Below are 15,048 nucleotides of genomic sequence, written 5' to 3' on the forward strand. Positions count from 1 at the left end.
CACCGAACAACAGGTGTACGATACCGTACACCTGTTATACATATTATGCATTAAGTGTATTGAAAAACAAGTAGTTGCATATTGGCACAGTCGTTGGTAATTTTTGGGATAGGGTAATTATATCTACAACATAGAAGGATTACAATAGGTAGCATAATTGAAAAACGATACCGGTATTAATTTAGAACGAATATTTTTTCTGCTCATCCTGTAAAACAGAAAGTATGATAAAGAATTATTTTAAAATAGCTTTTCGCACCCTTTGGAAAAACAAAGGCTATAGCGCCATTAATATTTTTGGTTTGGCCATTGGGTTGGCTACCTGCCTATTAATTACGTTGTATGTTACCGATGAACTGAGCTATGATAAGTTTAACGAACAGGCAGCAAATATTTATCGCATAAACTCAGACATACAGGTAGGTGGTGGCAAGCTGCACATGACACAAACTTCGGATATGATGGGGGCGGTGTTGAAAAAGGATTATCCACAAGTAAAAGAATATACCCGCATTTTTTCAAGTGAGGGCGCTAAGCTGGTAAAAAAAGGTGATAGTTTTATTAATGAAGACAGGATTGTGTATGCAGATTCCAGTTTTTTTAATGTGTTCACATTGCCTGCGTTGGAAGGCAATACCAAAAATGCATTGGATGAACCTAATACAGTTGTTATTACAGCATCAACAGCCCAAAAATATTTTGATGCAACCCATGTGGTAGGTAAAACTATTGAAGTAAAAATTAATGAAGCCACCATTCCATTTAAAATTACTGCTGTAATAGAGGATATTCCGCATAACTCGCATTTTCATTTTGATTTTATACTCTCTATGAAAAATGTGAATTATGAATGGGGCCAATATACCAGTCATAATTTTCATACCTATTTGCTTTTACAACCTGGAACAGATTATAGGGCCTTTGAAAAAAACTTTAATCAGTATATAGTTAATTATGTATTGCCATATGTTCAGCAATTTATACAAATCAGCAGTATAGATGAGCTTCGAAAATCGGGTAATATGCTGGAATACTCACTTATTCCACTTACCAAAATTCATTTGTACAGCGATTATAATTATGAATTAAGTGCTTCTGGTAATATACAGTATATCTATATTTTTTCTGCGGTGGCTTTGTTTATTCTCCTCATTGCCTGTATTAATTTTATGAACTTAAGTACGGCCCGCAGTGCCAGCCGCGCCAAAGAAATTGGTATAAGAAAAGTATTGGGCACCGAAAGGAAAACATTGGTAACACAGTTTCTTGTAGAATCAATTATAACAGCATATATTTCTATGCTAATTGCCCTGCTTATAACCTATCTGGTTTTACCCCTTTTTAATGATGTGGCAGCCAAAACCTTATCCTTAGCTGATTTAATCAATATTACAATTCTTCCTTTTATTATATTGTTACCGGTTTTAGTGGGTTTGCTGGCAGGCAGCTATCCGGCATTATTTTTATCAGCTTTTAAACCAATTACTGTTTTAAAAGGTAATGCACAAACCGGTTTTAAGAAAAGTAATCTGCGCAATGCATTGGTTGTTTTTCAGTTTGGTACATCGGTAATGTTAATAATTGCCACCATTATTGTATATAGCCAGTTACATTATATACAAACAACCAAACTGGGTTTTAATAAAGATCAGGTATTGGTAATAGACCGTGCCTATGCTTTAGGCAATAATGTAAATGCATTTAAAAATGAAGTGCTGGCTTTACATGGCGTAAACAGTGCCACTGTAAGTTCATTTTTGCCTGTTACCAGTTCTTCCCGTAATGACAATACCTATTCCAAAGAAGCGGTTATGGATATGAAGAACAGCATTGATATGCAAACCTGGGCTATAGATTACGATTATATTAAAACCATGGGAATGGAAATTGTCCAGGGCAGAAATTTCTCAAAAAATTTTGGGTCCGATTCCAACGCCATACTTATCACCGAAACAACAGCCAGGCTTTTAGGCTATACGAATGCCGTTGGCAAAAATATTTATTTACCAGCCGATGATCCCAAAAATAAAACGATGGTGCCCATTCCTATTATTGGTGTAGTAAAAGATTTTCATTTCGAATCGTTAAGACAAAACATTGGCCCATTATGCATGCGCCTGGCTAATAGCAGCGGCTTAATATCTTTTAAAATATCTAATGGCAATGCCAACGATTTAATTAATCAGGTAGAAAATAAATGGAAGGCATTAGCCCCGGCCATGCCATTCAGTTACCGGTTTTTAAATAACTCGTTTGATGAAATGTATCGTAGCGAACAGCGGGCAGGTACCATTGCCATTGTATTTGCCGTGCTGGCTGTATTTATTGCCTGCCTTGGTTTATTTGGTTTGGTAACCTTTATGGCCGAGCAACGCACCAAGGAAATAGGCATACGTAAAGTATTGGGCGCTTCTGTAACCAATGTGGTGGCGATGCTGTCAAAAGATTTTTTGTTGCTGGTAATAATAGCCTGTGTATTTGCATTTCCGCTGGCAGGGTGGGCCATGTATAACTGGCTGCAGGATTATGCATACCGCATCAGTATTAGTTGGTGGGTATTTTTGGTTGCAGGTACAGCAGCATTACTAATAGCGTTAATTACCGTAAGTGTACAGGCCATAAAAGCCGCTATAGCCAATCCGGTAAAAAGTTTAAGAACAGAGTAGGAGAATGTGCGGATGTGCGGATGTGAAGATGTGTGAATGTGCTGAGTAGAAAATGAATTTTTATGAGCCAAACTATATTTCAATAATTAAGCATTCGTTACGTCGCACACTTGTACGCCTTGTTCAATAGTGAGCTGAACGATGAAGTGAGGTATTTGTGTGACGAAGCAGCAAATGCTTAACAACACGAGATGCATAAAGCAAAAAAGCTGGTAACAAAAAGTAGCCTTAACAATACATGTTGTATGATAAAAAATTATTTTAAAATAGCCTGGCGTAACATAAGCAAGAACAAAGTATTTTCTTCTGTAAATATTTTGGGGCTGGCACTTAGCATGGCCTGTTGCCTTATTATCAGCATGTATGTATTCAATGAACTAAGCTATGATTCGTTTCATAAAAACTTGCCTGATATTTACCGTATTACAGAAAAACAGGATCAGGCCGGCACCCTATATGATGTGGCAGTAACACCTGGCCCGCTGGCTCCTGCTTTGCAAAAAGATTTTCCTGAAATTCAAAACACCGTTCGTTTTGGCAATTGGGGCGGGGCTTTAAAAAACGGCAGCAATACATTTGAAGAAAATAATATATTACTTACCGAAAACAGTGTATTTAGTATTTTCAATTTCCCTTTGTTAAAAGGCAACCCCGCTACTGCACTAAAATCGCCGGATGAAATTATAATAACAGAAAAAGTTGCACAAAAATATTTTGGTAATAACTGGAAGAATAACTCCGCTTTAATTGGCCAGATATTTACCCTAAATGGCCAAACTGATTTTAAACTGGCAGGTGTGGCAAAAGATTTGCCCCAAAACTCCAGTATTCAGTTTGATATACTATTACCCATAACCTATTTATTTGCATCTGATGAATGGTCGAATAAATGGAACAGCAATAATTATCATACGTACCTGCAATTAAAACCAGGAACCGATGTAACCGCTTTTCAAAAGAAATTAGCAAATCAACTGCATGCGTATAATTCAGATACACAAGACCTGCTGCAACTACAACCTTTAAAAGAACAATACCTGTATTCTAAGTTTGACTTTCATACTGATTGGGGTAAACGTAGCAATATTAAATATGTACAAATTTTTGCAGGCGTAGGTTTATTATTACTAATTATTGCCTGTGTTAATTTTATTAATCTTTCCACTGCCCGTTCATTAAAGCGTAGCATGGAAGTTGGCGTAAGAAAGGTAAATGGTGCTTCCCGCAAACAATTAATCTTTCAATTTTTAACCGAATCCATTTTAGTGGCCTGCTTAAGCGCAATACTCAGCCTCTTTATTCTGGAATGGGCGCAACCTTATTTGGAATCATTTACTGGTAAGGCTGTTAATATAAATATATATAGCCCATTATTCATTGGCTTCTTCTTGTTATTCATTTTAATTATTGGTTTGCTGGCAGGGCTCTACCCCGCATTTGTAATGTCTTCTTTTAAACCAGTAAGCATTTTTAAAAGTAATAGTAAAAGTAAATCAGGTAAATCATTTTGGCAGGGCCTGGTTGTTTTTCAATTCGTTGTTTCTATTGCATTAATGGTATGCACCTTTTTTATGTATCGGCAATTATTGTTTTTACAAAGCAAAGACCTGGGTTTTAATAAAGAACAGTTAATAAGCATTGGGCTAAAAGGGACATTAAAGGAGAAATCTTCACTGTTGAAACGCGACATTGAACTGCAGCCTGATGTAATAGCAGTATCATCAGCTACTATGTCAATGGTTAACGTAGATAATTCCACTTATATGGAATGGGAAGGCATGCAACCTGACGATAAATTTTTAATCACCCAGGCAAATGTTGACCCTGATTTTATCCCTGCTTTGGGTATGCAATTACTCAGTGGCCATAATTTTTCACCACAAAAAACCAACGATACTGCCAACTTTATTGTAAATGAAACAGCAGTAAAACGTATGGGTTATACAGTTAACAATGCCATAGGTAAAAAAGTAGATATGTGGGGTGCCAAAGGAGCCATCATAGGCGTTGTAAAAGATTTTAATTTTAAGTCGCTCAATACAAACATCGATCCTTTTATATTCCGTTATCAGCCGCAAGACAGGTATTTTAATTTATTTGTAAAAATTGCGCCGGGCAATACAGCAGCAACCATAGCGCAAATACAAAAAGTGTATAAGCAATATGATACTGAATTTCCCATGAGTTACAATTTTGTAAATGAATCCATCAACAATCTTTATCTGGAAGATACCCGTACTGCAAACCTCATTATGTTATTTGCCATCCTTACCGTTTTTGTAGGTTGTCTTGGTTTATTCGGACTTACCGTTTTTGCATCAGAACAGCGCATTAAGGAAATTGGTATTCGAAAAGTATTGGGCGCAGGGGTTACTTCAATTGCCGGCTTACTATCAAAAGATTTTTTGAAACTAGTTTTATTGGCTACCATTATTGCAATACCAATAGCCTGGTATATTACAGTTGTTTGGTTACAGAATTATGCTTACCGTATTCAAATTAGCTGGTGGGTATTTGCTATGGCCGCATGTATTGTATTGTTTCTTGCATGCATAACAATCAGTGCTCAGGCAATTAAAGCAGCAATGGCAAACCCCGTTAAGAGTTTGAGAAGTGAATAAAAAAATGTGGATATATGCAAATGTGAAAATGAAATACAGATGTATATTTCCAGCTTTTGAATATTCATTAAACATCCGTTGCGTCGCACACTTGTACGCCTTGTTCAAGAGTGAGCTGAACGATGAAGTGAGGTATTTGTGTGACGAAGTTGCAAATGCTTAACAACAGGAGATGAGTAAAGAACAAAAAGTTAACTACATAAAATATATAACATACAACTATACAGACCATGTTCAAAAATTATTTCATCATTGCATTGCGCAACTTATCCAGAAATAAGGTTTACGCCTTTATTAATATTGCCGGTTTAAGTATTGGCCTTGCCTGTGCAATGCTAATTGTATTGTACGTAAAAGATGAAGTGAGTTACGATCGCTTTCATACCAACGTACAAAATGTTTACCGCATCACCACCCAGGAAGTGGAGAAAGATGGCAGTAAAGGGCGAAAGGATGGTAATACTGGCCCTTTGCAGGGTCCTCGCTTTGCCAGAAATGTGCCGGGGATAAAAACTTTTCTGCGTGTACAAAGTGGTTACGAAGATATTAAATCGGGTACCGAGGTAAAATCGCAGGATTTGCTAAAAGTAGATTCCAGCTTCTTTTCAGTATTTTCTTTTCCCTTACTCAGCGGCGATCCTGCCACCTGTTTAACAGAACCCCATTCAATTGTAATTACTGAAGATGCAGCCATAAAAGAATTTGGAACAACAGATGCAATTGGTAAATTATTGATGCTAAAAGATGACAGTGTATTTGTGCCTTATAAAGTAACAGCAGTTGCCAAAAAATGCCCGCAAAATTCTTCTATAAAATTTGAGATGCTGGTGCCAATAAATATGGCTATTGAAGAAGAATCAAATAGTGAAAACTGGTTTAACTTTTACCTCAACACATTTGTGGTTTTGGAGCCGGCAGCAAACAAGCAGGATGTAGAAGCAAAAATGCAGCGGTATTATACAGCTGACTCAAAAGATGCGCTTAAGGTATTAACAGAAAAATATGGAGATATGGGCTGGAAAAGCACCTATCAATTGCAATCTTTTGTAGATATGCACCTGAGCGTAGACCTGCCTCCTCAAAATGGTCTTACCGATGCAAGCAACCCCATGTATTCTTATATTCTTTCAGGCATAGCTTTATTTATTTTATTAATTGCTTGTATCAATTTTATAAACCTCACCGTTGCACGTTCAGTAAAACGTGCAAAAGAAATTGGCATTCGAAAAGTGGTTGGCGGAGATAGAAAGCAACTCATCTTTCAATTTCTTGGGGAATCTTTTTTATTATGTTTTATTGCTTTTGTATTTGCCATTGGTCTGGTGCAATTATCACTGCCATTGTTTAATAGTCTTGCCAACAAAGTGCTGGCCCTTAATTATTTGTTTGATGTGCAATTGGTTTCGGCTTATATTATTTTATTTCTCATTACCAGTTTATTGGCAGGGTTTTATCCGGCGGTGGTATTGTCTGGTTATAATCCGGTACAAACATTATATAGCCGCTTTAACCTTGGTGGCAAAAATTATTTGCAAAAAACATTGGTGGTACTTCAATTTTCTTTAGCCTCTTTTTTAATTATTGCCACCTTTACAATTTATGCGCAGTTCAATTACCTTACTACCGAAAAATTGGGGTATGATGACAGCAACCTGGTAATGATCAATAAGGATAACCTAACGCGTAGTGAAGTTAATTTGCTGAAAACTGAACTACTGAAAAATGATAACATCATCGATATAGCACCAAAGAATGGCGGACAATGGGGCACTGCTGCAAAAGTTAATGGCGATTCTGTGGTGCAGTTTACCTATGAAACAGTTAATGAAAGCTATTTGCCATTATTAAAAATCCCCATTCTGCAAGGGAGAAATTTTTCAACAGATTTTCCTTCAGATTCTTCTAATTCTGTATTGGTAAACGAATCCTTTGTAACAAATGCAGGGTGGAAAAACCCAATAGGGCAAATAGTTGATTTCTGGTACGACAATAAAAAATACACCGTAATTGGAGTTGTAAAAGACTATCATTTCAATTCGCTAAGCCAAAAAATTGGCCCCGAATTATTTACCATGAAAGCAGCTAATGTGTATGGAATGGCATATGTAAAAATAAAACCCAATAGTGAAACGTCCAGCCTTAAGCATATTGAACAAACCTATAAAAAACTATTTCCTATAAGTCCGTACAGCTACACATTTAAAAACGAAGCAAATATCAGAAGCTACGAAGCCGAAGCTAAATGGAAACAAATCATGTTGTTTAGTGCCATACTCACCATCTTTGTTTCGTGCATCGGTTTGTTTGGGTTATCTGTATTATCTGCCGAAAAACGCACCAAAGAAATTGGTATCCGTAAAGTGCTTGGCGCTTCTGTAACCGGCGTGGTAACAATCCTTTCAAAAGATTTTTTAAAATTGGTAGCCATCGCACTCATCATCGCCATTCCGCTGGCATGGATATCCGCAAGTAAATGGTTAGAAAACTACCCGTATAGAATAACGCTGGGCTGGCAAATTTTTGCACTTGCTGCTGTGTTGGTAATATTAATTGCACTGGTAACAGTAAGCTTTCAGGCAATCAGGGCTGCAATGTCTAATCCTTCAAAAAGTTTAAGAACGGAGTAAGATTATGTGCGAATGTGCTGATGTGGTGATGTGCTGATCTGTTAATGCGCAATGCAGCGAATTGTAAAGTGAATTTGTATGAACCTATCAATAGATTATGAATGTAACTTTCGTTGCGTCGCACTCTTGTACGCTTTGTTCAATAATGATCTGAACGTAGAAGTGAGTGACACAACGAAGATGAGAAAAGAACAAAAAGTTAAATACAAACAAATATTTATAACCAATAAAACAAAATCTCAAAAGGGAACGGAATTTAAAGTCCTCCCTCTGAGAGGATTCAGGACGGCTTTATGATAAAAAATTATTTCAAAACCGCATGGCGCAGTTTGATGAAAAATAAAACTTTTTCTTTCATCAATATTCTTGGGTTAACTATTGGTATTACTGTTTGCATGATGATTTATTTATTCATCATGAATGAATTCAGTGTTGACAGCTTTCATAAAAATGGTGACAGCATTTACCGCGTAATGCGTGGTGCAGCTATGGATGATAAATCAATAAGTGTTGCTTATTTGTCAGGCATGCATGCACCAGCCTTATTAAACGATTTTAAAGGCCAGATTGTAAATGCTGTTCGGGTAAGCCAGAATGATAACCTTTTTACAGTTGGTGCAAAATCTTTTCATGAAAAGAAAGAACTGGATGTTGATACAGGGTTTTTTAGTCTCTTTTCATTTCCATTAATTAAAGGCAATCCAACAACCGTGCTGAAAGATTTGAACAGTGCGGTGTTAACTGAATCAACTGCAAAAAAATATTTTGGAAGTGTTGATGATGCAATGGGGAAAATAATAATGCTGAATAAAGAAACACCATTAAAGGTTACAGGTGTTGCCAAAGATGTTCCTTCTGATTCACATTTGGATTTTGACATCGTTATGCCTCTTGAAAGACATAAAGATGCCGGTTGGATGACTTCATGGGTAAACAATGGTGTTTATACATATATACAACTTGCTCCCAATGTATCGCAGGCCCAGATTGAAAAACAACTCCCGACATTTGTAGATAAATATTTGGGCAACGATTTGCGTAAATATGGTTTCAAATGGTCTATATCATTAACGCCCTTAAAAGATGTGTACTTTGACAGCACTGGGCTTGATAACGCAAAACATGGCGATAAAACGGTAGTATATATTTTTCTTTCTATTGCCATTTTAATACTGCTTATTGCATGTATTAACTTCATGAATCTTTCTACCATTCGTGCCGCAGAGCGCTCAAAAGAAGTAGGCCTGCGTAAGGTGTTAGGTGCATTGCGCAATAATCTTGTTTGGCAATTTATAGGCGAATCTGTTTTACTAACAACTATTTCCTGTATACTTTCTGTAGGCCTGTTATTGTTAGTTATGCCATGGTACAATCAATTGCTGGGTTATACATTAAATGTATCATGGAATACATTGCCCGTTTATTTATTTTTTGTTGGCGTTATTATAGTTGTTGGATTTTTGGCAGGCAGTTACCCTGCATTCTTCTTATCTGGATTCTCACCCATACAGGCATTAAAAGGTAAATTAAAACTGGGCAAAAGCGGGGCATCTTTCAGGCAGGCTTTAGTAGTTGTGCAATTCTGCATTTCTGTGTTTTTAATTGTTGGCACGATCATCATTACAAAACAAATGAGTTATGTAAAGAACAAACAACTTGGTTATGATAAAGCACAAACATTAATTATTCCTATTGATAACAGTGATATTTATACCAATCTTTATTCTTTTAAAACTGAATTGCAAAATCAAACAGTGGTGCAGTCAGTTGCTGCAATGAGTGGTGAACCCGGTGGCTTTTTTGATGGGCACATGTTTGATGTGGAAGGGCATGATGAAAAATGGAATGCAAGAACTGAGTTTGCAGACTTTGAATATGTAAAAACACTTGGTTTAAAAGTTATTTCAGGCAGAGATTTTTCAGCGCAATTTTCAACCGATACAACCGATGCAGTAATTATAAACAAAACGGCTGCAGCCAAATTAGGATGGACTCCACAGCAGGCAATTGGCAAATGGATTTTTAACGCAGTCCGCGACAGTAATAAGAGAAGAATTATTGGCGTGGTTGATGATTTTAATTTTCAATCATTAAAACAAGATGTTGATGCACTGGTGATTTCACCGGCGGACGATAGAAGACAAATATTGGTAAAATTAAGACCGGGTAGCCTGGATGCTGCCATTCAGATTGTTCAAAACGCTTACAACAAAGCAGCCCCGGCTTACCCGTTAGAATATAAATTTTTAGACCAGCAATTTGGTGAATTGTATCAAAAAGATATTCGTCAGCAAACCATTTTATCCGTGTTTGCAGGGCTTGCAATATTTGTTGCTTGTCTGGGCTTGTTTGGTTTGGCATCGTTCACTGCAACAAAACGTTTTAAAGAAATTGGTGTACGAAAAGTGCTGGGTTCATCTGTACAGGGTATTGTAGTATTGTTATCCAAAGACTTATTAAAACCAGTATTAATTGCAACATGTATTGCATTGCCTGCTGGCTATTGGGCAATGGATAAATGGTTGCAAAATTTTGCATATAAAACAACTTTAAGCTGGTGGATATTTGCATTAGCTGCGCTGCTAACATTTGGTATTGCATTTACAACGGTTTGTATTAAAGCCGTTAAAGCTGCAATGGCCAATCCTGTAAAGAGTTTGAGAACGGAATAATAATGTGCAAATGTCAAGATGCGCGAAAGCGTGAATGAGGAAAAAGAATTTTTTTGAGCCAGGCTGTAGGACAAGCATTAAGCATCGTTGCGTCGCAAACTTGTACGCTTTGTTCAATAATGAGCTGAACGTTCAAGTGAGATATTTGCGGGTCGGAGAAGCAAATACTTAGCAGCCGGCGACGAGTATAATACAAATGCTAATTACAAAATCATATTACTTATAACTTATACCAGCATGTATGTTTAAAAACTATTTTAAAATTGCCTGGCGCAATATCATCAAAAGCCGTTTTTATTCTTTGGTAAATATTATTGGCCTTGCTGCGGGTATTGCTTTTACACTTATTATAGTATCCTATGTTTGGAGTGAGTTGCAGGTAAACCGTAACCTTAAAAACGCCGATAACCAATACATTATTCAAAGCCGGTGGAAGAACCCTAACCAGGGCATAGAATTAACATCACTGGGTCCGCTGGCCAAACAATTAAAAGAAAGATACCCCGATTTGGTAGCCAATTATTACCGTTGGGATGGTGTAACCTCCAACGTATCCAAAGGCGAGAAAAGTTTTAGAGAAGGTATTCAAATTTGTGATAGCACCATGCTAAATATGTATGGTTTTACCCTGCTATATGGCAATGCAGCAAAGGCTTTTGATGGCCCTTATTCTGTGGTAATTACAGAAGACAGGGCCATAAAATATTTTGGGAAAAAGGATGTGCTGGGGCAAACATTAACCATTGAAAATTTCTCCGGCTCTAAACATGATTTTATTGTTACCGGCGTAATGAAAATGCCCGAAAAAAACTCTGCCACATTTCTTACAGATGATAATAATAACCAGTTCTATATTGCCTCGCAAAACATCAATTATTTTGGCCGCATAATGGAAGCCTGGCAAAATCAATATATAGTTAGTTACATAGAATTACAAAAAGGCATCAACCCTGCAGCACTGGATAAACCAATGCAGTATTTAATTAACCAAAATGCGCCACCGCAAATTGCTGCTAATATGAAGCCTTTTCTGGTGCCGCTAAAAGAGTATTATTTATCTGCCAATAATAACCTGGTAAAAAAAATGCTTTATGCCCTTTCTGGCATTGCGTTTTTTATTTTGTTAATGGCAGTAATCAATTTCATCAACCTTTCTGTTAGCCGCTCCGCTACCAGAATGAAAGAAATTGGCATACGTAAAGTACTGGGTGGCCTAAAGCAACAGCTCATTGCACAATTTCTTATAGAATCTGTACTACTTGTTTTTTTTGCCACTTTATTGGCTATTGTAATTGCTGTGTTGGCAAACCCCATATTCAGCAATGTGTTAGGTAAAAAAATTCCTGCTATTACAGATTTCCCGCTTTACTTTATGGCATTTCCGGTTATCCTGATTATTGTTGTGGGTGTTATGGCAGGTATTTATCCGGCCTTTGTTTTGTCCTCATTAAAATCGGTTGATTCATTAAAAGGAAAACTGAATACAATAGGCGAAAAAGTTTTGTTGCGCAAATCCCTCGTGGCCTTACAGTTTGGTACCGCAACAGTAGTATTTATTGGTGCAATTATCATTTCACAGCAGGTAAACCTGTTCTTTAATAGCGACCTGGGTTATAATAAAGACTATATTGTTTCGGCACAGTTGCCACGCGATTGGTCTTTAAATGGCGTAGCCAAAATGGAAACTATCCGCAAACAATTTGCTGCCCTGCCACAGGTAAGCAATGCCACATTATCGTTTGAAGTTCCCGATGGTAATAGCTCAGGTAGTATTGCACTATATAAGGCCGGATCAGATTCAACAGCAGCTATCGCCTCTCAGCTAATCACAACCGACGAGTATTATGCCTCTACGTTTAATATACCCATGGCGGCCGGCATATTTTATAGCCTGCCTGGCGCATTTACAGATTCTTCCAAAATAGTCATCAACCAAACACAGGCTACTGCACTTGGCTGGAAAAACCCGCAGGATGCTATTGGTAAACAGGTGGTGTTTCAGGCATCTGGCGGATTTACCTGCACCATCGCAGGAGTTACAAAAGATTTTCATTTTGGCTCCATGCAAAAAACTATTCAGCCGGTTACATTTATACATGTTGGTGTTAACAGGGTATTTCGTTCAATGTCATTTAAATTAAAACCTGGAAATATAAGTGCCTCTATGGAGGCACTGCAAAAGCAATGGTCCATACTACTGCCGGGCACTCCATTCGAATATAGTTTTATGGACGATACACTTGCCAAACTCTACTCTACCGAGTTGCAACTAAAAAAAGCAGCTTATACAGCCACGGTACTTTCGCTAATAATTGTATTGCTGGGTGTGCTGGGTTTAATTGCATTAAGCATACAAAAACGCACAAAAGAAATTGGTATTAGAAAAGTATTGGGTTCAACAGTTGCAGGTATTATTGCTTTATTTATGAAAGAGTTTTTATTAGTAATTCTAATAGCCGGTGCCATAGCTTGTCCGTTGGCCTATTTTATCATGCATAACTGGTTACAGGCATATGCTTATAGAATTAATATTACTGCCATGCCTTTTATAATTTCAATTGTTTTATTGGCTTTGCTAACTGGCGTTTTAATAAGCTTGCAAACTATTAAAGCTGCCAATGCAAATCCGGTAAATAGTTTGCGTGCAGAGTAGTAAATAAATAATACAACCTGTTTTTGGTAGCAGATTGTAGTTAAATCATGCAGCTTTGCCTGTTAAGTATTTGCTGCTTCGTCGCGTAAATACCGCACTTGTAGGTTTATAACTACAGTCGGCTAAGCCTGTACCATTTAATTAAACACTATATTGCACGAAAGGCATTCGTGTATTATGGAATAACAAAATATAATTAATTTTATACAGCAGTCTACTACATTTCATTCCACCAAAAATGAATAGTCAATACAATGAAAGCTGAACAAATTCAAACATTACATCCGCAGCCGGGCAAAACAAACAAACGTATTTCCCTTGAAAAATATACCCAAATCAGAAGCACTATATTGAACCTTTTAGTTGGTGTTGAATTAACGCATACCGAACTAATGGAACAATTGTACAATGAAGTAAAAAATAATTTTGAAGGTGGCGTTCAATGGTATGGCGAAACTGTGAAGCTGGATTTGGAAGCTAGAAAAATAATAGAACGCACCGGAACCAAGCCAGAACGATACCGGATAATAACAGCAAATAAATAACAGCTGCTGTCCAACCGCAAAAACTTATTCCAACAATTGACAATTGTCAATGTTTTTTCTTGCTTGTAAACAATGGAAGCAGCGGTACTTATGTAGTAGCTTTGTATTTATTTTAAATAGCAAGTTAACTGGCAGCTATTATTTGGCCGCTTTTAAGGTGGCCAGGCAAATGAAAATGGTATACACTTCAGCGTTTTCTTTTACAAACACCAATTGGTAGCTGTGCCTGCCAAATCTATTATTGATACCAATGGAAAGAAAGTCTTTTTTAAAAACATTAATTACAGGAGTAGCAGGTATGACAACATTATCCGCATTTAAAAACTTTACCGATAACCTCAACGAAAGTGAACAGCTAATGCCGGTTATGTTCATCGGCCATGGTTCGCCCATGAATGGAATTGAAGACACCGAATTTAGCCGCAGGTGGACACAAATGGCCAAAGAAATTCCTGTTCCAGCCGCCGTGCTGGTAATTTCTGCGCACTGGTTTACCAGGGGCACCCGTATAACTGCTATGGATTTCCCAAAAACCATTCACGATTTTGGTGGCTTTCCAAAAGCCTTATATGATGTGCAGTACCCTGCACCCGGTAATCCGCAGCTGGCAAAGGATACTGCGGCAATGATGCCTGCAGCCAATGTGGTATTAGACCACGATTGGGGTTTGGATCATGGTACCTGGACGATTATAAGACATATGTATCCAGATGCCCATATTCCGGTTTTGCAATTAAGTATAGATTATACCAGGGGCCCGCAATATCATTTTGAACTGGCAAAAGAATTAATGGCTTTGCGCAAAAAAGGCGTGCTGATTATTGGCAGCGGTAATATGGTGCATAACCTGGGTATGGTTGCCTGGGACAAAATGGAAGTACCCGGCTATGGATATGATTGGGCTTTACAAATGAACGATACTTTTAAAACCCTCATCAGCAACCGCAATTACCAACCATTGATTAATTATCAGACGTTGGGAAAAGAAGCCCTGCTTGCCATACCTACTCCGGAACATTATTTGCCATTAATGTATACTTTGGGTTTAAATAGTAATAAGGATGAGCTATCATTCTTTAATGATAAAGCAGTTGCCGGTTCTTTAACCATGACATCAGTAAAATGGGGTTGATTTAATAGCCTGTAATGTATTTTAACGTGTATTGGCCTATATTGCATTAGGAAGATTTGTATATGTATAAGTTGCATTAACACCTCTTTCAACTACCGTTTTGCATGCTGCTATGTAATCGCAAGTGCAATG

General features: G+C 37.4%; 7 protein-coding genes. All 7 read left to right on the top strand.

All coding sequences use genetic code 11. From position 1 onward, the window contains the following. The first annotated feature begins 224 nt into the window (after nt 1-224). The 7 genes from GD597_RS15860 (at nt 225) to ygiD (ending at nt 14,916) form a co-directional block, all read left to right on the top strand. A complete protein-coding gene (locus GD597_RS15860; protein WP_171608866.1) occupies nt 225-2,666 on the top strand; it encodes an ABC transporter permease in 2,442 nt (813 codons plus the stop codon). 245 nt (nt 2,667-2,911) lie between these two features. Beyond that, a complete protein-coding gene (locus GD597_RS15865; RefSeq protein WP_171608867.1) occupies nt 2,912-5,287 on the top strand; it encodes an ABC transporter permease in 2,376 nt (791 codons plus the stop codon). Between the two features lie 230 nt (nt 5,288-5,517). Further along, nucleotides 5,518-7,914, top strand: a complete 2,397-nt coding sequence (locus tag GD597_RS15870) for an ABC transporter permease (RefSeq protein WP_171608868.1) — start codon at nt 5,518-5,520, stop codon at nt 7,912-7,914. A gap of 332 nt (nt 7,915-8,246) precedes the next feature. Then, entirely contained in the window at nt 8,247-10,586 is a 2,340-nt protein-coding gene (locus GD597_RS15875; RefSeq protein WP_235954322.1) for an ABC transporter permease, read from the top strand. A gap of 241 nt (nt 10,587-10,827) precedes the next feature. Further along, nucleotides 10,828-13,239 carry an ABC transporter permease gene (locus GD597_RS15880; protein WP_171608870.1) on the top strand — a complete coding sequence of 804 codons (2,412 nt, stop codon included), beginning with the start codon at nt 10,828-10,830 and terminating at the stop codon, nt 13,237-13,239. 254 nt (nt 13,240-13,493) lie between these two features. Beyond that, the gene (locus GD597_RS15885) at nt 13,494-13,784 is read left to right on the top strand and encodes a DUF6958 family protein (RefSeq protein ID WP_171608871.1); all 291 of its coding nucleotides are present in this window, start codon (nt 13,494-13,496) and stop codon (nt 13,782-13,784) included. A 250-nt stretch (nt 13,785-14,034) separates the two neighbouring features. Beyond that, the gene (gene ygiD, locus GD597_RS15890) at nt 14,035-14,916 is read left to right on the top strand and encodes a 4,5-DOPA-extradiol-dioxygenase (RefSeq protein WP_235954324.1); all 882 of its coding nucleotides are present in this window, start codon (nt 14,035-14,037) and stop codon (nt 14,914-14,916) included. The last annotated feature ends 132 nt before the right edge of the window (nt 14,917-15,048 follow it).

The sequence above is a fragment of the Limnovirga soli genome, assembly GCF_013106755.1.
GTDB lineage: Bacteria > Bacteroidota > Bacteroidia > Chitinophagales > Chitinophagaceae > Limnovirga > Limnovirga soli.

Excerpts from the sequence above, each read along its gene's own strand:
- GD597_RS15870 (WP_171608868.1), top strand. The coding sequence starts at position 5,518 with ATGTTCAAAAATTATTTCATCATTGCATTGCGCAACTTATCCAGAAAT.
- GD597_RS15885 (WP_171608871.1), top strand. The coding sequence starts at position 13,494 with ATGAAAGCTGAACAAATTCAAACATTACATCCGCAGCCGGGCAAAACA.
- GD597_RS15865 (WP_171608867.1), top strand. The coding sequence starts at position 2,912 with ATGATAAAAAATTATTTTAAAATAGCCTGGCGTAACATAAGCAAGAAC.
- GD597_RS15860 (WP_171608866.1), top strand. The coding sequence starts at position 225 with ATGATAAAGAATTATTTTAAAATAGCTTTTCGCACCCTTTGGAAAAAC.
- GD597_RS15875 (WP_235954322.1), top strand. The coding sequence starts at position 8,247 with ATGAAAAATAAAACTTTTTCTTTCATCAATATTCTTGGGTTAACTATT.
- GD597_RS15880 (WP_171608870.1), top strand. The coding sequence starts at position 10,828 with ATGTTTAAAAACTATTTTAAAATTGCCTGGCGCAATATCATCAAAAGC.
- ygiD (WP_235954324.1), top strand. The coding sequence starts at position 14,035 with ATGGAAAGAAAGTCTTTTTTAAAAACATTAATTACAGGAGTAGCAGGT.